Genomic DNA, 20,531 nt, shown 5'->3' on the forward strand with positions numbered 1-20,531 from the left:
TAGTACTCCGCTGGCGCGGCTACTCCACAAAGGCCTCATCGTTCTCCGCTCCTGGCCGTGGGACCCAGTCCAACGAATAGTAGTCACCACGATCCCGCGCCCAGGGGTCGAAGACGTTGACCACGGACTCAAGTTCCTCGGCGAGTTCCGGCACGCTGCGTTGCAGCACACGCTTCATCGGCGACACTGGCTGGCGATGCCCATTGGGCATGCCGGTTTCCATCACCACACCGTCGGGACCGTTATTCATCACCCAGTCATGTCCGAGTTGAGTATAGAACTCGGGACGGAAGCTGGAGGTGAAGAAACGATCACTGAACAGTCGACGTGAAGCGTTGAGGATGAAGACCACGAACTGTGTCTCGGAGATGGCAAAGCCATGCGGCCGTACCGGCTCCGCTAGCCAGCCGACCACGGCATCCACATCCTCGACGTTGTCCACCAGCGTGCCATCGGGATGGCCCAGGCAGTCGTTGGGGTAGTTGCCCTCGGCGTCACGATAGGCATGGGAAATCACCAGGCTGGCGTCGCAGACGTGCTGGCCGTAGATCTCGCGCATGCGTTCCGCCATCTTCTCCTGACGTTGGCGCTCGGGGGAATCCTCCGGCAAGGAGGAGTCGACGAAGTCGTCGAAGCTGGTCAGATGCTTGAGCCCGTATTGGCGACGGAATTCGTTGAAGCGCGGAACGCCGCGTTCTCGATCGCGAATGATGTCGAGTGCCGCGATATCCAGCTTGCCGGAATCGGAGCCCAGATGCCCCATCGCCAGGTTCTGCAGGAACTGGCCGTGGTTGCCCAACGTCAGCAGACCCAGGCGCTGGCGGCCCATGCTCAGGGCCCAGTCGGCCAGCCCTTCTTGGCGCAGCAGGTCGCTGGCGCCGACTCGGAATCCCTCCAAGGCCGGTACCTTCTTGTGTATCCGGTCGGGGGTCTCGATATCACGCACCTCGAGCAGGTCGGGGACCAGCGGGTGGAGGCGATAGACGGTGATGAACTCCTCGGGGAAGTTGAAGGGCGAGCCGAAGTGATTGGTGCCGCCGTTGATATGCTCCGGGTTGTCCAGCGACCAGATGTCCTCGCGCTGGCCGGTCAGTTTGGCGAACACCGAAGCATCCTCGTAACGCTGGCTGCCTAGACCGAAGATGCCCGGACCGGCCGCGAGCACCGAGTACCAGGCATTGGCGTGACGTTCGTCGTCGGAGGCGCGCAACCGGTCGAGCACGCGCGAGAGGGCGTTCTCGACGAAAGGATGTTCTTCGAAGAGCCCACGCCAGTTGGAGTTCATGCCGCGATACAACGGCTCGTCGTAGAGCAGTTGTGGGGTCCACTCGATAGTGTGGATCTTGGCGATCATCGCCGAGACCACCAGACGTGCAGCCTCGAACAGCTCGTCGTCGGTGACGTCCGCGTAGCGAATCACCCGATCCGGCTCGGCCGGGTCACGCAGGCCGGAGTCCGCCTCCGGCGTGGCGGCAGCCTGCTCGCGGAAAGCCTCGACGAAGGCGTTGTGCTCGCGGGCGAAGACGTTGTGGTAGAAGGCTACGCCGACGGTCCAGTTATCGGGGAAGGCAGTGGCCGCCTGATTGGACCAGACGGGATGGATCCGGTCGCATGCTTCTTCCTCGGAGGCGTGTTCGCAACTCGTTGAGAAACGGGGCAGATAGACTTGTCCAGTGGCCTCGTCAGTCCCTGGTAGCGGGGTGAGCAGCAGGCGAGCGGGATCGTCGGGATCGCGCTTGACGCGTGAGGCGCTGACCTCGTCGTAACCATAGAGCTGGGAGGCATCCCACCAGGCGGTGACGGTATTGCGGAAGGTGCGATGGGCACGCTGTTGGTAGGCCTTGTCTTGATGCTCGAAGGACTTGGCTGGCGCTTGTTGCGCCACCAGGCTGCGCTGGAAGGCATCATCAGGGCGGCAGCCGAGCTTGGCTGCCTCCTCGCGGGAGAGGTCGCACCCTGCCGGGTGCAAGCCGGAGCGGTCGTTTTCGCCTTCCACGAGGTGGGAAAACCAGTCGTGGGTCATGAACTGGATCCAGAACGCCGCCAGCACATTGAAGAAGGGCGCCTTGTGGTAGTCGCAATGCGCGTCAGGCGAATGGTCGGGTAGCCCCCGTCCCTGGTTGCAGCGGTCCGGCTGCGTCTGCTCGCGCGTGAACAGTAGACGGCTGATGCGCTGGGGATCCGGCGTCATCAGATCGAGACGATCGCCGTGGCGAGCGCGGGTCAGCTCGCTGTGCCCTTCGTCGGGGAAGGTCTCATCGAATTCGACGTTGCGGGCGAACAGGGTGCCGGTCGAACCCATCAGTGGATTGCGCAGGTCGTTGCAGATGCCGGTCAGGGTGCGGTGGCGAATCAGCTCGCCCTGGCAGAGCTGCTCACCCTCGCCGCCCACCGCTTGGTAATCGGGATGATCCGGCGGCAACCGCATGGCATACCAGCGGGTCAGGGTGGTGCCAGGCTGGCCGTCGCGGCCTTGGATATACTCGCGATAGGTGTAGTTGTCGAACAGGTTGAACTTGATCAACTCGACCCGTTGGTATTCCAGATCCAGCAGGGCGCCATCGATACCGCGGTCGTTGGGGTTGAGGTGCACGCGCTCGCCGAGCCCGCCGACCAGGGAGCGAATCCAGCCATCGTCGTAGTTGGCGTTGCGCGAGGCGCCATCGCCGGTGGCCCAATAGGTTTGCCAGTCCACCCAGGGGGAGTCGCGGCGATGTGCTTCCAGGGCACGCTGTCCGCCACGGCAATGGGCGGTGTCGCGCTGTACCTTGCCGAGAAAACGGTCGGCCCGGTCGTCTGGAACGTCCCGCAGGCCGCCGGCCACCATGCGCTTGCAGGCACGCAACGACGCCCAGGTCTCCAGCCAGGTGGGCTTGTCGGCTTCGGGATGGGGCGAGGTGTCCTGCGCGTTGACCAGCGTCGCGCCGGATGCCGACAGAAGTGCCAGCATGGCCGCCAGCGTGAGATGGCGCCAACCATGGTGGACAAGTGAGCGGGAAGGGTGCCCGGAAGCGGGGCGTGTGGCGTCCTTAAGCGAAGCTGACATGCCGACTGACCTCCCTGCGAAGCGTCCCGAGGCGCGGAGCCCCGTGGCCCGGCGATGAAACGTTGGAAAAGTATAGTCAACGATTTTCTTACGCTGCCATGCCGAAGTCTGACTAGACTCCTAGGGACAGTGGATGACGGACCGGCGGTGCCATCCTGGTATTGTCGGCTAAGGATGGAGCTATGAAAGCTCAGGCGGCGCTCAATGTGGTCATGGAAGTCCGGCCCGGGCACGAGGCCACACTGCGGTCGTTGCTCGAGCGGATGCGCCAGGATCCCGGCGGCAACGACATCCTACCCTTCGAACGACTCGATACGGTTCATTTCGCCCGCTGGGTATTGCTGCCTGAAGCTCATCGCCGGGCGCGTCGACATTGCCCCGCCCAACTGGTGCTGACCGCCAACCTGGATGGTGAACTCGATGGTCATCTCGCCGAGTTGGTCGATGTCGGTGGTGAGGGCTTGAGGGAGTTGCTCGGCCATTGTCGCGACTTTCCGGAGGATGCGGGAGACGAGCAGATACGCCGCTATCTTGCCGACAATCAACATCGGGTGGGGGCCTTCTATGTCAATACTCTGGGCCGCAGCCTGGCCCAGGTGCGTCTGGAAGCGCGTCTTCACGATACCTTGCAACGTCACCTGGATGACGGGGAGTGGGGAAAGCGTTCCGCCACGGCCATTCGTCAGGCGCTGATCGATTTCGTCGCTGCGGATGACGACCTTCGCGACGCGCTGACACCTGCCAATGGGCCTGGGCGCTGGCGCTGGTTGCAGGGCTGGTTGTTATTGGGAGGCATTGCGCTTATCGGTCTGATTCTGGCTGTGCTGTTGTGGCCGCTGACATTGCTGGCGTTAGTCCTGCTGCGTCTTCATGAGTTGGGCAATGCGCCTCACAACCGCCGCCCGCGCGACGAGCATGTGCGTGTCCTCGAGGCCGACGAGGACCGTGGTGTGCACAACCAGTTGTCGGCCGTGGGGTATATCCAGCCTGGCCCCTTCCGCCGCGTGCTGTTACATATCGCCCTGTGGCTGTTGCAGCTCGCCGTATCGTGGGTCTTCTATCGCGGCAAGCTCGCTGAGATCGATACCATTCATTTTGCGCGCTGGGTGATCATCGATCAGGGTTCGCGGGTGTATTTCTTCAGTAATTTCGACGGCAGTCCGGAGAGCTACCAGGACGATTTCATCGAGCGCGTGGCCTTCGGTCTCAACCTGGTGTTCAGCAACGGTTTGGGCTGGCCGCGCACGAATTTCCTGGTGTTCGGCGGCGCCAATGACGAGCAGGCCTTCAAGGCCTACTACCGCGATCACCAGATTCCTACCGCGGTGTGGTACCACGCACCTGCCTACACCGGACTGACGGCGGTCAACCTGGCCAACAACGCGGCCATTCGTGCCGGCCTGTCGGGTTCCATGGACGAGGCGCAGTGTCGCGCCTGGCTGCAACGGTTCTGATGCCATGCCCGCACTCAACACCCAACTCGAACTCGACGACATCCAAGGCATCGTGCTCAGTGGCTACGGCGAACTGCCCCAGGCCAGCTTCCTGATGCTGGCCTTCGGCGATCCCGAGGCTGCCCGACGCTGGCTGGGCAAGACGTTGGAAAGGATCGATAGCGCCGCAGCGGGACGGCCTCAAGGCGGAAGCCGCCTGCACCTGGCATTTACTTGGCCGGGGTTGGAGCATCTGGAGCTTTCCTGGCAGGCGCTCAAGGGTTTCTCCCGAGAATTCCGTGAGGGTCAGGCCGGCTCGCCACGACGCAGCCGCATCCTGGGCGATGATGGCGATAGTGCCCCTGAGCGGTGGCGTTGGGGCGGGCCACACAGCCGTGCGATCCATGCATTGCTGATGTGCTATGCCGCCACGACTGAGGCGCTCGAGACGCTGCTGGCCGAACAGCGACAAATCCTCACCGAAGCTGGTATCGAGGTGGTGGAGACGCTGGCCAGCCAACCACTGCCTGGGGGGCGGGAGCACTTCGGTTTTCGTGACGGCATCTCACAGCCCAAGCTGGCCGGGGTCAGCGCGAGCCAGGACAAGCGACACCTGGTGACCCCGGGGGAATTCATCCTCGGTTATCCCAATGCACGTGACCAATACACCATGCGCCCGTTGGTCGATCCGATCGAGGATCCCGACGGGTTGCTGCCGGAGGTGATACAGGACAGCGACCTGCGCGACCTGGGACGCAACGGCAGCTATCTGGTGTTCCGCCAGCTTAGCCAGGACGTTCATGGCTTTTGGTCGTGGCTCGACGAGGTCGCACCTAATCCCGAGGCGCGGCAAGCGCTGGCGGCGAAGATGGTAGGCCGTTGGCCCGATGGCGAGCCGCTGGTCAAGGCACCACGCCGACCCGCGGGTGATGGCGCCGACAACGATTTCGGTTATCACCATGAGGATGCCGAGGGCCTCAGGTGTCCCTTCGGCGCGCATATCCGGCGCACCAACCCGCGCGACATGCTGCCGCCAAAGCCCGGCACGGATGACTCCCTGGAGATCAACCGCCGCCACCGCCTGTTGCGTCGCGGTCGGGCCTACGGGCCGCCGTTGGCAGAGAGCCTGGCCCCCGACGACCTGCTCTCCGCCGGTGACGACGGCCAAGAACGTGGGCTGCTGTTCCTGTGCCTGAACGCCGATATCAGCCGACAGTTCGAATTCGTCCAGCAGACCTGGGTCAACAACGCCAACTTTGCCGGCTTGCACGTCGACAATGACCCGTTGATTGGTGCCCGCGGCGAAGGGCGCGCGACCTTCACCGTCCAGAACGAACCGCTACGCCGCCGTTACCATGATCTGCCACGTTTCGTGCAGGTACGCGGCGGAGCTTACTTCTTCTTGCCTGGCCTGCGTGCGCTGCGCTATCTAGCGGCTTCTCCGCATCGCTTGACCAACGGCGTCAGCGCGCCGACCGCGCCGGCTACGCTGCTGCCCGATACCTGGTGGCTACAGGCGGCGCGGAAGTTCAATACGGCCATGGAAGTGGGCATCGGCATCACCCGGCGCTTCACGCGGCTGCGCAACGTCTTCGACCGCGCCTTCCAGCAACCGGCTTCCGATGCCGTGCAAGCGATCATCCTGCGCCGACGACGCAAGCATGCCATCGATGCCGACCTGGCCATCGCCGAAGAGCGGCAGCTGGCGGGGGAAGAGGACGTCACCCAGCGCATCACCGAGCTGATGAGCGCCTTCCTGCTGCGCACCTACCGTCACGGTACCGCCGAGCGCGCTGGCAACACCAAGACCTACGGTTTGCTGACCGCCGAATTCGAGGTCCTGGAGCTGCCTGACGACCTGCGCTGCGGCTTGTTTCGCGAGCCACGCCGCTTCGACGCCTGGGTACGCTTCGGCGGCCCGGGACCGCGGGTGACGCCGGACATCCGCAACAACGGTGTGCTCAGCCTGGGGGTCAAAGTGACCGGTGTGCCCGGCGAGATGCTGCTTGACGACGAGGAACACACCCAGGACTTCTCGGCCATCAGTGCACCGACCTTCACCACCCCGGACGTCTACGAGAATGCCAAGCTGCAGCGCTTGATCGGTGCCGGGCTGCCAGTATGGTACTTCCTCAATCCCTTCGACTCCCACTACCTCGACATGCTGCTGCAGGGGCTCTACGCCAAGGCCCATGGCAGCCCCTTCGAGGTCAGCTACTGGAGTTGCGTGCCCTACCTCTACGGCAAGGGGCGAGCCTTCAAGTACCGCTTCGTGCCGCTGCTGGAAAGCCAATCGCAAGTGCCGCTACCGGCCCCGGACAACTACCTGCGGCTGGCCATGCTGCGCACCCTCGCCAAGGTCGAGGAAGTGGTCTTCGAGATGCGCATCCAGTTCCAGGAAGACCCGGTGACCATGCCTATCGAAGACGCCTCGGTGATTTGGACCTCGCCGGAAATCCCGGTGGCCCGGCTACGCATCCCGCGCCAGGAATTCGCCATCGCCGAACGCGACCGCCTGGCCCGCGAACTGACCATCAACCCCTGGCACGCGCTCCCCGAACACCGCCCACTCGGCAACCAGAACCGTGCCCGCAAGCAGATCTACTACGAAACCTCGCGCGTACGGCAGCGTATCAACGGCGAGGAGCATTTCAAGCCCTGAACGCCCCTCTTACCCATCAATGCAAAGGTACTAATGTTGGATCGGCTTCAGTTGCGCTTGATAAGCAGGAATCGCGTTTTTAAGCTAAAGCAAGATGCTAATGTAGGAGCGACCGTGGTCGCGATTTATAGGCAAGATCGCCCCATAATTAGCCAACATTATGATACTAATGTAAAAGTGGCCGTGGTCGCGATTGGCAGCATCACGGCGGAAATGTAAGGCCGCGCTTCGCGGTAAGACCGGTAGCACCACGGCTCACGTCCAACGTTAGGGCACCAGAACATCAACACGAGCAACAACTATTGATGAACACGTCCGACAATAATTGTTTTTCTGAGGCTGAACGCAACGGGCTTTACCGCGCCATCCGTGAGCGGCGTGATGTGCGGTCGCAATTTCTGTCTGATCCGATCCCACCCGAGGTACTTGTGCGGCTGCTGCAGGCTGCGCACCATGCTCCCTCGGTAGGGTTCATGCAGCCATGGGATTTCGTCGTCATCGATAGTCTCGAGGTCAGGCAGGCGGTCAGAGAGATTTTCGAGCAGGAGAATCGGAAGGCCGCCGAGAACTACACTGGTGAGCGGGCGGATCTCTACCGCCACCTCAAGCTCGAAGGCATCCTTGAGAGCCCCATCAATCTTTGCATCACATGTAATCGGAGCCGCGGTGGCCCCCATGTCTTGGGACGGAACACCATCCTGGAAACGGACCTCTTCAGTGTCTGCCTAGCGGTCCAAAACCTCTGGCTTGCAGCCCGGGCCGAAGGTATTGGCGTGGGCTGGGTGAGTATTCTGGACCAAGAACGGTTGGCAGAGACCCTCAAGCTACCGGATGAGGTGTATCCAGTCGCGTATCTATGTCTTGGTTACGTGAGCGAGTTTCTCCCACGGCCGGAGCTCGAGGTCAAAGGCTGGCGCTCTCGGTTGCCGATTCATGAGCTTGTCCATGGAAATGTCTGGGGCCATCCGCTGGCGAATAGCCCACTAAAGGCCGCGCTTCATGAGCAAGAGATGTTTAGGACCTAAGAAGCATCAGTTGTCGGGTAGGATCTCAGCCAGTGCCGACAGGCACGTGTCGATTTCGTCAACGCTGTTATAGTGCGCGAGTGAAATTCGAGTTACGGCGTCCAGCCCCAGCGGGCGCAGGATATTGCCCGAGAAGACATCGTTGGACCGGGCGTGGACACGAATACCTCGGTCACCTAGTTGGGCGACGATTTGCTTTGCGTCGATGTCCTTGACGGCGAACGAGACGACTCCTTCGCGGTGTGGGTCATCGACCTGACCGATCAGGCGAACTCCTGGATAAGCACAAAGCCCCCGTACACCCGAACGACCTTGTAGCAGGCGATTCATAAGGGCCCTTTCATGGCTTCGCATCGCCAGGCCAGCGGCAACCAGGCGTTTACGACGGGATTCATCACCCGTGTAGTGACTGCCCAGCCAGTCGAGATAGTCGATTACCGCGCTGGCACCGGCCAGTGCTGATGGGTCGCGGCTGCCTAGTTCCCAGGCATTGGCTGGCTTGCCTGATAGCCGATCGTGCTCGACGACGCTCAATCGATCGGAGACCCATGCGTAGCCATTGTTGAAGCGGCAGAACGCCTTGTAGAGGGAGATTACGTAGGCATCGACATCGTAGGCATCGATCTCAAGGAAACCGTGAGGGGCATGCTGGATGCCATCGACAATGATCACGCACTCAGGCGCGATGCGGCGGATCGCCCGTGCAATGGCGGCAACATCCATGGCCATGCCGGTAACCGGGCTGGTATGGAGGATAGTCGCCACACGGGTGTCTGGGCGCACGTGACGCGCATACTCCTCGGCGGTAACTCGGCCGGTATGGGTATCGAAGGGCACTTCGATCCACTCGCGGCCCGTGCGCTGTGCCCATTGCGCCGTTGCGTCGAAGGTCGCCGGATGCTCCACGCTGCAGGCGACAATGCTGCCCCCTGCCTGTGCCGACAAGGCCGCCGCACGAATCACCCGAAACAGGCATTCGGTACCGGTTTCACCGCCGAAGATTATCCCGCTCGTCGCACCGAAGAAGGTGGCAAGGTCTTCACGCCCTTGCGTTACGATCCGCGAAATGGCAAGCGAGGCGGGATTGTCGCGATGCTCGTTGTCGGGGAGTCCGGCAACCTCGGCGGATCGCTGTACTACCGACTTCAGCGTCAGCGATCCCCCCGCGTTCTCGAAAAACACCCGTTTGCCACTGTAGGGACAATGATCGATATAGAGGAAGTGTTCACGAATCCGAGCCAACAGGTCATCGGGAAACGGGGTGGCGGTGTTTGTCGTTTCGGTCATTGCCGTTGTTTCCTTGGATACATTTAAATTAGGTGACATGAATGATCAGGCCTTGGCGGAGGTTTTCTCGGCGATCAGTCAAGTGCAGCGCGGTGACGGCGCCACTGGTTCCATATCGGATAGGCTAGGGCGGCCACCACCAGCAGACTCAGAGTCAGCGACAGTGGTCGAGTGAAGAAGGTGGTCAAATCCCAATGGGAAATCTGCATAGATCGGCGGAAGTTGACTTCCAGGATCGGACCGAGAATCAATGCAATGACCAGCGGTGCCGCCGGATAGCGCCAACGCTCCATGAAGAAACCGACCACACCGAAGGCCACCGTCAACCACACATCGAATATCTCGTTACGTAGCGCGTAGGTGCCAATCACGCTGAATACCAGGATCATTGGGCCGAGTACCGCGCCGGGAACCTTGGTCACCACCACTAGGTAGCGGCACAGCCATAGCCCCAACACCGCGAACAGCACATTGGCCAGCAATAACGAGAAAATCAGCGTGTAAGTCGTCTCGGCATGTTGGGTGAACAGGCTCGGCCCCGGGATCATGCCGTGAATGGTCAGGCCGCCGACGAATACCGCTGTCACAGCGTTACCGGGAATGCCGAGTGTCAGGGTGGGTATCAGCGTACCGCCGGTCACCGCGTTATTGGCCGACTCCGAGGCCGCCACGCCCTCCAGTTCGCCCTTGCCGAAACGCTCCGGCGTCGACGAATGGCGACGTGCCTCGTTGTAAGAGATAAAGGAAGCGATACTGGTGCCGGCACCAGGCAGGATTCCTACCACCGAGCCGATCACCGAGGAACGCAGCAGGGTGCGCAGGCAACGCTTCAGATCCCGCCATAGCGGCAGGTTGCGCCCCTTGAGCTTTTGACCCTGGCCAGTCAGTACGCCACCGGCGGTAGGCACGCACAGATTGAAAGCCTGGGAGACAGAGAAAAGGCCAATTAGTGCCGGTAGCAGTGGCACGCCATCGAACAACTCACTATTGCCGAAGGTGAAGCGCTGGATACCGGTGAAATTGTCCAGACCCACGCAGGCGAGCACCAGCCCTACTGCCGCCGCAAGCATGCCCTTGATCGGCCGATCCGATGCCACGCCGACGATGGTGACCAGGCCAAAGATGGCCAGCACGGTATACTCTTGCGGGCCGAACGCCAGCGCCACGGTTGACAGCGGGGGCGCGATGACGAGCAGGACCACTACACTGAAGAGGCCGCCGAAAAGTGACGCCAACGTCGCCATGCCTAACGCCTCCCCACCTCGTCCCGCTTCGGCTAGCGGATACCCGTCCAATGCCGTGGCAATCGACGCATCCGTTCCCGGAGTACGCAGCAGGATGGCGGTGACGGAGCCTCCATACACCGAACTGACATACACGGCCCCCAGCAACATCAGGGCAAGATCCGGTGGCATGTTGAAGGTGATGGGAATGCACAGCGCCACCCCCATCGTCGAAGAAAGCCCCGGCAAGGAGCCGATCGTCATGCCCGCCATTGTCCCCAGCAATAACGTCAGCAAGGCCAGCGGTGTCAGCACATTAGCGAGGGCGGGAAGCAATACATCCATAGCGATTTCCTGGCCAGGTGGCGATCGGGATTCCAGTCATGATGTCAGCCATCCAGACGGCAGTGGCACGGCCAGAAGTTGTACGAAGATCAGGTAGATCATCGCGGTGAATCCCAGTGAAATCAGCAAGGATGTCAGCCACCGCAAGCGGGCCAGCCATCGCAAGCCAGCGAACAGGAACAGCGGAAGGGCGATGAAGGTGCCAGCCGTTACCATCAGCACCAACAACCCCAGCACGCATAGGCAAATGATCAGCAGTCGACGAACTTCGAGCGGTGCGGAAGGTTCATCCGAAGGGTTGCTACGCAAGGTACCCAAGGCCAAGCCAATGCAGGCGATAATCCCCAAGCTGCCAGCGATCGCGGGGAAAACCCCCGCGTCGCCGCGCATCCCCAACCCCGTCGCTATCACCGCGGCGAAGGCCACGCCAAACAACAAGGCCACACCGCGGTCGATTTTTACGAGTGTCATGTCAGAACTCCCCGCGCCTGGAAGATCACTGCTCGATCCAGGGATCCTTTTCCCAGAGCGCTTTCAACCGCTCATGGCTGGCATCGAGGAAATCGACATAGTCCTGGCCGTAAATGGGATTGACCGGCATGTTGAGCTGAGCCATCTCGGCACGGAACTCGGGGTTGTCGATGACGGCACGGGAGACGTCGAGCAGCTTGTCGTAGACCTCCTGGGGCACGCCAGCCGGAACCGCGAAGCCACGGGAAGCCGCTGCCTCCACCTCATAGCCCTGCTCCATGCCGGTTGGCACGTCGGGCATTGCCTCCATCCGCTGATCGGACCACACCGCCAAGGCGCGTGCCTTGCCTTCCTGGATCTGTGCCGCCGCTTCGGACATATTGCCTTCGAAGGCGGTGATATGGCCGCCCAACAACGCTGCCGTGGCCTCCGCGTTGCCATTGAAGGCAACGAAGCTCAGGTCGATGTCTGCCGCTTCGGCAAAATTGAGTGCCGCCAGGTGATCGTCACCGCCGACCCCTTCGTGCGAGACGATAATCGATTCGGGATCGTCCTTCACCGCGGCGACAAAGTCATCCAGGTCTTGATAGGGGCTATCAGCGGCGACCACCAGCACACCAGGGTCGGTGACCACGTTGGCTAGAGGGCGGATACCCTCGTAGGAATATCCAACGGTATCCTCGCGGGTGAAGGGGTAGACCTCCACCACGGGAGAGTTGATCAAACCGATCGTGTAGCCATCCGGTTTGGCATTGGCCAGGTGCACCCAGCCCAATTCACCCCCTGCGCCGGGCCTGTTGACTACCACCATCCGCTGGCCGATCTCTTCTTCGGCATACTTTGCGAAGATGCGCGCCATGGTGTCGGTGCTGCCGCCGGCACCATAAGCGACGATCACCTCGATCGGCTTGGTGGGATATTCTGCCGCCATGGTTGCACCGGCCAGACCGACCCCTATGGTCGTCGCCATCGCGGCTAGTGCGACTCGCTTTACCAACTTCGATTGAACGAACATCGAGACACTCCTTATTACTGTTGTGGTTGTGAGTCGTTCAGTTTGCCCACCGCGGCGCTCTTGCTGCCAAGCGTGACGCGACGTAGCGCTCAACAACAGCGTAAAAGCAATCTATACTTTCTAAAAAGCGAATAAATTTCATCTCTTATCATTCGCTTTTTTCATCTAAGCGTGAGAGCGCCATGCTGACACTCAAACAGCTCGAAACCTTCATACAGGTCGTCGAACTTGGCACCTTCGAACGCGCCGCCCAGCGCCTGAATGCCACGCAATCCACCGTATCCAAGCGCATTTCCGAACTGGAGGAGGCCACCGGCCTCCAGCTCTTCGACCGCTCACGTCGCAACGCGCGGCTCACCGAAGAAGGCGAGCGCATGCTGGAGCTAGCCCATGCCACACTCAGCAATGCCCATAGGATCCTTGAGCTGAACCACTACCCGGAGCGGACCCTGCATCGTGTCCGTATCGGTTTCACCGAGCTTACCGCCCTGACGTGGTTACCCAATTTTCTGCGCGACTACACCACGGAGCGCCCCGAGATCCGGCTGGATATCACTATCGACATGAGCCGTACCCTCTATCAGCAATTTCAGGACGGAGAGCTGGACTTGGTGGTGATTCCCATGGTGTCGGAAGCATTCGCTCAGCCCGGTGTCGAGTCGCGGCTGGTAGAGGAAGTGGAAATGGCCTTGATGGCGTGTGAAGGATTGGTCGGCGGGCCTCGCCCGTTGCCGATCAGCGCGCTCGACAACTACACGCTGATCGGCCAGGGCAAGCGTTCCGGATTCGCCCAGAGCGTCAACCGTTGGCTATCTCACCAGGGGATGGGGGCAGCCACGTTGACCGCGGATAACCTGCTGGCCCTGGTCGGCCTGGTGACCGCGGGGCGCGGCATCAGCGTGCTGCCGAAGCGCTGCGTTCAACGATTGACCCGGAACGATGCCCTGGAGGCGATCGATACCACGCCGCCCCTGCCATCGATTGGCTACTATGCGCTTTATCATGACAGCGCACGAATCAAGCTCTTTGACGAGCTTGCCCGCCGCCTTGGCAACGCCGCGGACTTTACTCGGCCTTTCTTCGTATGATCCATGAGCATAGCCAGGAAAAATCCGTGAGAGCTGTGGGAAGTCCACCATGGCAAGTAAAATCACCCATTGAAACAGGCTGTTGAGGTTGCTGCAGTGGATCTACAGCAGGGGTTCGTTCTGACCCGGCATTGGCGCGATACGTCTGCTGGCACGCAAGTCGAGTTCTGGCTGGCGACCGATGATGGGCCTCGGCTTGTCTGTCTGCCTTACCAGTCTTCGGTAGCCTTCATTCCCGCCGATCAGCGTGCGCGGGCCGAGTCATTGCTACGCGGCGAGAGTGACGTTGAGCTTCGTCCGTTGGACCTCTGCGATTTCCACCACCGGCCCGTGCTGGGACTGTATTGTTGGCAGTACCGCCAGTTGGTGCGCATCGACAAGCGGTTGAGAGAGGCGGGTGTCGATGTCTTCGAGGCCGATATTCGCCCGCCGGAGCGCTACCTGATGGAGCGTTTCATCACCGCGTCGGTGTGGTTCGGTGGCACGCCGGATGGCAACTGCGCACTGTGCGAGGCGCAGATGAAGCCCGCGCCGGACTATCGCCCCCGACTCAAGCTGGCCTCCCTCGACATCGAGACCAACGCCCGGGGCGAGTTGTATTCCATTGCCCTCGAGGGGTGTGGCGAGCGTCAGGTCTACATGCTCGGGCCGCCGAACGGGCAGGCCGCAACGGTCGACTTCCTGCTCGATTACTGCGACACCCGGGCGCAGTTGCTCGAAAGGTTGAATCAGTGGCTCGCCCTCCACGATCCCGACGCCATCATCGGCTGGAATCTCGTGCAGTTCGATCTGCGCATCCTGCACGAGCATACCCAGCGACTGCAGGTCCCATTGCGCCTCGGGCGGGGAGGTGTCGAGATGGGGTGGCGCGAGCACGGTACCCGCCAGAATTACTACTTTGCGGAGGCTGCCGGGCGCCTGATCATCGACGGCATCGAGGCGCTGCGTTCGGCAACCTGGAGCTTTTCCTCGTTCAGCCTCGAATACGTCGCCCAGGAGCTTCTCGGAGAAGGCAAGGCGGTCGACAATCCCTATCAGCGCCTGGACGAGATCGAGCGCATGTTCGCCGAGGACAAGCCCGCGCTGGCGCGTTACAACCTCAAGGACTGCGAGCTGGTGACGCGTATCTTCGCCAAGACCGAGCTGCTGGACTTCCTGCTGGAGCGAGCCACCGTCACCGGACTGCCCGCCGATCGTAGTGGTGGCTCGGTTGCAGCGTTCAGCCATCTCTACATGCCGTTGATGCACCGCCAGGGGTTCGTCGCCCCCAACCTCGGCGAACGCTTGCCGGAGGCGAGCCCGGGCGGCTTCGTGATGAACTCACGGCCTGGCCTGTACGACTCGGTGCTGGTGCTCGACTACAAGAGCCTGTATCCATCGATCATTCGTACCTTCCTAATCGACCCGGTGGGGCTGGTGGTAGGCATGCGCGATCCCTCGGACGACGAGGCGGTGCCGGGCTTTCGCGGGGCACGCTTCTCGCGTACACAACACTGTCTGCCGGCCATGGTGGCACGTGTCTGGGAAGGCCGTGAGGCGGCCAAGCGCGACAACAACCAGCCGCTCTCCCAAGCCCTGAAGATCATCATGAACTCTTTCTACGGTGTCCTCGGCTCCAGTGGCTGCCGCTTTTTCGACTCACGCCTGGCATCGTCCATCACCCTGCGTGGCCACGAGATCATGCGCAAGACGCGTGAACTGATCGAAGCCGAAGGCTACAGCGTGATCTATGGCGACACCGACTCCACCTTCGTGTGGCTGCGGGATGCGCATTCGGAGGATGATGCGGCGCGAATTGGTCGCAGGTTGGTGCAACACGTCAATCAATGGTGGCGCGAGCATCTGCAACGTGAGTTTGGCCTGGACAGTGCGCTCGAGCTGCAGTTCGAAACACATTATTGCCGCTTCCTGATGCCCACCATCCGCGGTACCGCGGAGGGCAGCAAGAAACGTTATGCCGGTCTGGTCAGGAACGCGGATGGCAGCGAGCGGATGGTCTTCAAGGGCCTGGAAACGGTACGCAGCGACTGGTCGCCGCTTGCCCAGCGCTTCCAGCAGGAACTCTACCTGCGTATTTTCAAGCGGCAGCCTTACCAGGACTACGTACGCGACTACGTGCGCCGCACCTTGGCGGGGGAGTTCGACGAGTTGCTGGTCTTTCGCAAGCGGCTACGAAGACGGCTGAGCGACTACCGGCGCAACGTGCCGCCACACGTACGCGCGGCGCGCATCGCCGACGACTACAACGACCAGCAAGGGCGGCCTCGTCAATACCAGAATGGCGGCTGGATCAGCTACGTGATGACGGTCGCGGGCCCGGAGCCCCTGGAAACGCTGCACTCAGCGATCGATTACCATCACTACGTCACTCGCCAGTTGCAGCCGGTCGCGGACGCCATCCTGCCGTTCATGCACGATGACTTCGCGACATTGATCGACCGGCAGCTCGACTTGTTCTGAAATACACTTCTGCATCCGCCCTATTAGGGAAACGCTGAATAAATCGACGAGCGTATTCAGGGTTAGGTCAGTTCAGGGAACGGGCCTAGCCCTGATCATCGCTCGACGACTTTTCGTACAAAGCTTAGTTGAAAGTGTGCACCTTCAACCGCAGGCTGCCGTCGTCCTGTTTCTTGAAGACGTGCGTCGCTATGCCGCTGAAGGTCGCCGGTGCGCCCGCATCATCCTTTCCCTCCGCGGACCACTTTGCGGCTGACACGACCAACTCGCCCTCGCTGGTGGCCTCGATCAGCTCGAGCTTGTGCCCGGTCACGCCGTTCGCAAACAGTCCGGCGAAGAACTCCTCGACCCCCGAGGGTCCCTTGATGATGTCGTGACTCGCCGGCAGAAACAGCGTGTCTTCGGTATAGAAGGTCGCAAGGCTCTTGGCATCGCTCTCGTTGAACGCAGCGTCCCATTCGGCGTAGGCGGCGCTGACGTCCTCCTCGAGCGATCCGGCCTGGACTGCGATCGGCATCAGGAGTGCGATGCAGGTGGCAAGTGTCGCGACGCGTAACGGTGTCATGGCTTACTCCTCGAGCTTTGCCGCAGGAGCCCCGGCCATTCCGGCTGCCGGCGCAACCTCGCACCGTCAGCTGTAGCGAGATCCCACAGCGATGGGGTAGAGCGGTAGCAAGTAGTAACTATTATAAACAACCTGTAACTAGTGCGCGTACATTTTTTTACAGGCTCCTCTGCTACCCCCGCCAGAAACTCTCTTTGGCTACGCAGACCCCAACATTCTGGTCTAATCTGATATGTAATAAAGTGTATATTATTGTTTCTCATGGCTTGGGGGAGGTCGCATCTGGTACTCCTACAAGCCCGGGAAATGGCCGAGAAATAGCCGGCTGTTCTTGCCTTTGGGATGACGGCAGGGTGGTTACTCTTCGATGAGGCGTTCTGGAGCAAGGTGCTATGGGGCCGCGCAGACCAGATCAAAGCTGAGGCAAGCGCGCTGTCGTGAACTGGGGAATCCTGGCGCTGATGCGCCAACAGAGGTGATCGCCATGCACTGGACCAAGATCCACGCCGACTGGTGGTGCAACGAGTTCGGCGACGATATCTACCGCTACGAGATCCTGGACGACGAGGACCGGTGCCAAGTCGAGTACCACATCCACCGCGCAGGCGAGCGTCTGCCTTGGAACGGCAAAACCCTCACGCTGGCCGAGGCCCAGTGTCAGCTGCAGCACAGCCACGATGCGTTGACGACATGAGCCAGGACATGCACCACGCCAACTCTAAGCCCCTCTTTGGAGGGGCTTTTTATTGTGAGTATGACGCCTGTTATTAGGGGGCGCGATTATACGGCGTTGCGGAAACGCATGATTCGGCTGTGATCAATGGGATCATCGAGGATATCGACGTGCACACCGAAGGTACGACGCAGCCTTTCGGCCGTCAGTACTTGCCTGGGCGTGCCAATGTCGACCAACCGTCCGGCATCCATCACGCCGATGCGGTCACAGTCCATGGCCTGGTTGAGGTCGTGTAAAGCGATAACCACCGTGACCGGTAGCTGCCTGACCAATTGCAGGATCGATAGCTGGTGGCGAATATCGAGGTGGTTGGTGGGCTCGTCGAGCAGCAGGACCCTCGGCTGCTGAGCCAAGGCGCGAGCAATATGGACGCGCTGGCGTTCACCGCCGGAAAGCGTGTGCCAGAGACGGCCCGCCAGATGATGCATGCCGACATCATCGAGGGCTTGGGAGACGATGGCGTCATCCTGGTCGGACCACGAACGTAGCGGTGAGAGGAAAGGGGTCCGGCCCAGAGCAACCGCCTCTCGTACCTCTATCCGATCAAGGGTTTCCGCCTGTTGCTCGACGAAGGAGATGGATTGGGCGATGTCACGCCGCCGCATCCTGTTCATCGGCAGGCCGTCCACCAGGACGCGTCCGATCTTCGGCTTGCGCAGCCCCGCGAGCACTCGCAGCAGGGTGGTCTTGCCCGAGCCGTTCGGGCCAATCAGGCCGAAGGTCTCGCCGGGCTCCACCACGAGGCTGACGTCGTCCAGCAACTTATGCCCGTGGATCGTCCAGTCGATCCGTTCAGCGGCCAGTCTCATCGTACCCTCGTCCCGCGAACCAGAATCATGGCGAAAGCCGGTGCACCGATCAGTGAAGTGACCACCCCGATCGGCAGCACCTGCCCCGGCACGAGGATGCGCGAGAGGATGTCCGAGCCGATCAGAAATACTGCGCCGGCCAGCGCCGAGGCAGGCACCAGACGGGTGTGGCGACTGCCAACGAGAAAGCGCATGGCATGGGGAATCACCAGACCCACGAAGCCGATGGCGCCGACCATGGAGACCATCACGGCGGTCACCAGTGCCATGGCGGTAATCAGGATGCCCCGAACTTTGCGCACGGAGATGCCCATCGAGGCGGCGCTGTCGGCGCCGAAGGTAAAGGCATCCAGCGCACGCCTGTACCACAGGCAGATCAGTAGACCGCCCAACGCGGCGGGTAGCCCCAGGATGACATCGTTCCAACGAACGCCGGAGAGGTTACCCAGCAGCCAGAACATGATACCGCGCGCCTGCTCGGCACTCGCTGACTTCGCAATGATGAAGGCTGTGAGGGCATTGAAGAGTTGCGATCCTGCAATGCCGGCCAGAATGATGGCCCCCGCGGCCTGGGTGCCGCGATCGCCCCCCGTGCCGCTGTTGGCGGCATGGGCGAGCAATACCACCAGACCGAAGGCCAGACCCGCCCCGGCGAAGGCCCCGAGCGAGAGCGTCACGGCGCCGGCGCCGATCCCGGTGATGGTGACCGCCACGGCACCGGTCGAGGCTCCGGCGGAAATCCCCATCAGGAACGGATCGGCCAGGGGGTTGCGCAGCAGAGCCTGCAGGACGACGCCGGCCAAGGCCAACCCTGCGCCGCAGCTGGCCGCGAGAATGGCGCGGCTGAGCCGATAGCTCCAGATGATGCCGGCGTCGATCCGATCGACGGCATACCCCGCCCCCCAAAGCCGGTTGGCCAGCACCTTGAGGATCGTTTCCATCGAGATCGACGTCTCGCCGATCGCGGTGCCGGCCATCACTGCGATGAACAGGATCAGTGGTGTCAGCCAGGCCCAGTGCCATCGGAAGCGAGCCGGTGAACGTAGTGCTATGGCCAAATTCATCGATCGAAGGACATGGTCGACAAGGCATCGACCAGCATCTCGAGGCCGAAGATCGTGCGTATCGTGGCGCTCATCGCATGGGCGTCCATTTCAATGATATGCCCGTTCTTCACCGCCGCCATTTCGCGGGCAACGGGATCGCTGTGTAGAAACTCGAGCTTTTTATCGACATCGTCGGCAGGGTAGCGACGACGATCCATGCTGGCCACCACGATGATGTCTGGATCGGCCTGGGCAATGGATTCCCAGCCGACGACGGGCCACTCCTCATTGGATTGAATCACATTGCGGATACCCAGCTTGTCCATCATATAGCCTGGCGCACCGAGCCGGCCGGCGACGTAGGGATCGACCGACTGGTCGGGAGAAGAGAACCAGAACACCGCCGACAGATCCTCCGGCAGTTCGAGGCTCTCGGCGTTGGCGATAGCACTGGCCTCCTGCGTCTCGAGGTCGGCTACCAGCGCTTCTCCGGCGTCTTGCACGTCGAAGATCGTGGCCAGCTCATTGATGCCCTTGTAGACCGATTCGGTGGAGAAGGCGGCAATGCGGGTGCCGTCGCCGCCGGTGGCATTGTCCTTGGTATCGCAATCGGCTGGCATGATGTAAGTCGCGATGCCCAAGTCATGAAACTGGCTCCGGGTCGCCACGCTGCCGGTGGGGCCAACGTGCCACTCATATTGGGCGGCGACGAGGTCGGGTTTCTTGTTCACCACGGCCTCGAAACTCGGATCATTGTCAGCAATTCGTTCGATGTCGGCATTGACGTCGCTGAACTCTGGCAACACCGGATTGAACCAGACCGAGGTTCCCGCGACCCGGTCGGCCAGCCCCAAGGCATAGAGGATTTCGGTGGCCGATTGGCCGACGGTGACCGTGCTATTTGGTGCGGATTTAAAGCGGACTTCCATGCCACAATTGGTCAGAGTCAGCGGATAAGAGGTGGTGTCGGCCATGGCATGGAAAGCTGGAATCAGCGATAGCGTTGCCAATATATGACGAGAGAAGTTCATGCATTTATATCCGGATTTTGGGGAAGATATGGCCGATCACGCCGTGGTGATTTTCGATCTTCATGCCATGTTTTCCATAGCCATGACGAGATGATGTTCGCCTCGACCTCGGGGTATTGATCGCGAACGGCGAAGATCATGTGATAAAACCGCATGCAAAAACAAGCCCTGAGATACCCATGAGGATCGGGCCATCGGGCCACAACCGAGCGCCCCGGTGCCTGGCCTGCGGGGTCCCCCGGCGCACCAGGAGTGCGGCGTGGCCGTCCCATGGGACGGAAGGTAGCCA

The 20,531-nt window shown here is 61.3% G+C and carries 15 protein-coding genes; 6 read left to right on the plus strand and 9 right to left on the minus strand.

Annotated elements, in window-relative coordinates:
* Positions 1-19: 19 nt before the first annotated feature.
* The gene (locus tag IE093_RS11975) at positions 20-3,046 is read right to left on the minus strand and encodes a peroxidase family protein (protein ID WP_229803512.1); all 3,027 of its coding nucleotides are present in this window, start codon (positions 3,044-3,046) and stop codon (positions 20-22) included.
* A gap of 182 nt (positions 3,047-3,228) precedes the next feature.
* Between IE093_RS11975 and IE093_RS11980 the strand changes: the two genes are divergently transcribed.
* The 3 genes from IE093_RS11980 (at position 3,229) to bluB (ending at position 8,166) form a co-directional block, all read left to right on the plus strand.
* Positions 3,229-4,500 (plus strand): hypothetical protein, encoded by a 1,272-nt coding sequence (locus IE093_RS11980; RefSeq protein WP_189469467.1) that lies wholly within the window; start codon positions 3,229-3,231, stop codon positions 4,498-4,500.
* Between the two features lie 4 nt (positions 4,501-4,504).
* Entirely contained in the window at positions 4,505-7,141 is a 2,637-nt protein-coding gene (locus IE093_RS22470) for a hypothetical protein (RefSeq protein ID WP_229803514.1), read from the plus strand.
* A 305-nt stretch (positions 7,142-7,446) separates the two neighbouring features.
* Positions 7,447-8,166 carry a 5,6-dimethylbenzimidazole synthase gene (gene bluB / locus IE093_RS11990; protein ID WP_189469469.1) on the plus strand — a complete coding sequence of 240 codons (720 nt, stop codon included), beginning with the start codon at positions 7,447-7,449 and terminating at the stop codon, positions 8,164-8,166.
* Positions 8,167-8,172: 6 nt separating this feature from the next.
* Here bluB and IE093_RS11995 read toward each other — a convergent pair whose 3' ends face one another.
* The 4 genes from IE093_RS11995 to IE093_RS12010 form a co-directional block, all read right to left on the minus strand.
* Complete coding sequence (locus IE093_RS11995) at positions 8,173-9,453, minus strand: aminotransferase class V-fold PLP-dependent enzyme (protein WP_229803516.1); 1,281 nt, start codon at positions 9,451-9,453, stop codon at positions 8,173-8,175.
* A 74-nt stretch (positions 9,454-9,527) separates the two neighbouring features.
* Positions 9,528-11,021 carry a tripartite tricarboxylate transporter permease gene (locus tag IE093_RS12000; RefSeq protein WP_189469473.1) on the minus strand — a complete coding sequence of 498 codons (1,494 nt, stop codon included), beginning with the start codon at positions 11,019-11,021 and terminating at the stop codon, positions 9,528-9,530.
* A gap of 36 nt (positions 11,022-11,057) precedes the next feature.
* On the minus strand, positions 11,058-11,492 hold the full coding sequence (locus IE093_RS12005; protein ID WP_189469475.1) for a tripartite tricarboxylate transporter TctB family protein: 435 nt from the start codon (positions 11,490-11,492) through the stop codon (positions 11,058-11,060).
* Positions 11,493-11,517: 25 nt separating this feature from the next.
* Complete coding sequence (locus IE093_RS12010; protein WP_189469477.1) at positions 11,518-12,507, minus strand: Bug family tripartite tricarboxylate transporter substrate binding protein; 990 nt, start codon at positions 12,505-12,507, stop codon at positions 11,518-11,520.
* 182 nt (positions 12,508-12,689) lie between these two features.
* On the opposite strand from IE093_RS12010, the gene IE093_RS12015 reads away from it, so the two are divergent.
* A complete protein-coding gene (locus IE093_RS12015) occupies positions 12,690-13,595 on the plus strand; it encodes a LysR family transcriptional regulator (RefSeq protein WP_189469479.1) in 906 nt (301 codons plus the stop codon).
* A gap of 96 nt (positions 13,596-13,691) precedes the next feature.
* The gene (locus IE093_RS12020) at positions 13,692-16,055 is read left to right on the plus strand and encodes a DNA polymerase II (protein WP_189469481.1); all 2,364 of its coding nucleotides are present in this window, start codon (positions 13,692-13,694) and stop codon (positions 16,053-16,055) included.
* Between the two features lie 124 nt (positions 16,056-16,179).
* Here the strand turns inward: IE093_RS12020 and IE093_RS12025 are convergent, their stop codons facing one another.
* Entirely contained in the window at positions 16,180-16,620 is a 441-nt protein-coding gene (locus tag IE093_RS12025; RefSeq protein ID WP_189469483.1) for a YybH family protein, read from the minus strand.
* Between the two features lie 484 nt (positions 16,621-17,104).
* On the opposite strand from IE093_RS12025, the gene IE093_RS12030 reads away from it, so the two are divergent.
* Positions 17,105-17,314 (plus strand): hypothetical protein, encoded by a 210-nt coding sequence (locus IE093_RS12030; protein WP_189469485.1) that lies wholly within the window; start codon positions 17,105-17,107, stop codon positions 17,312-17,314.
* A gap of 86 nt (positions 17,315-17,400) precedes the next feature.
* On the opposite strand, the gene IE093_RS12035 is transcribed toward IE093_RS12030, so the two are convergent.
* The 3 genes from IE093_RS12035 to IE093_RS12045 are packed head-to-tail and all read right to left on the minus strand — an operon-like array spanning position 17,401 to position 20,242.
* A complete protein-coding gene (locus IE093_RS12035; RefSeq protein ID WP_189469486.1) occupies positions 17,401-18,165 on the minus strand; it encodes an ABC transporter ATP-binding protein in 765 nt (254 codons plus the stop codon).
* Positions 18,162-19,229, minus strand: coding sequence for a FecCD family ABC transporter permease (locus IE093_RS12040; RefSeq protein ID WP_189469488.1), 1,068 nt, complete (start codon positions 19,227-19,229; stop codon positions 18,162-18,164). Before IE093_RS12040 ends, IE093_RS12035 begins: the two co-directional genes overlap by 4 nt.
* Positions 19,226-20,242 carry an ABC transporter substrate-binding protein gene (locus IE093_RS12045; protein ID WP_189469490.1) on the minus strand — a complete coding sequence of 339 codons (1,017 nt, stop codon included), beginning with the start codon at positions 20,240-20,242 and terminating at the stop codon, positions 19,226-19,228. Before IE093_RS12045 ends, IE093_RS12040 begins: the two co-directional genes overlap by 4 nt.
* Positions 20,243-20,531 lie beyond the last annotated feature (289 nt).

This window comes from Litchfieldella qijiaojingensis (genome assembly GCF_014651875.1).
GTDB classification, from domain to species: domain Bacteria; phylum Pseudomonadota; class Gammaproteobacteria; order Pseudomonadales; family Halomonadaceae; genus Litchfieldella; species Litchfieldella qijiaojingensis.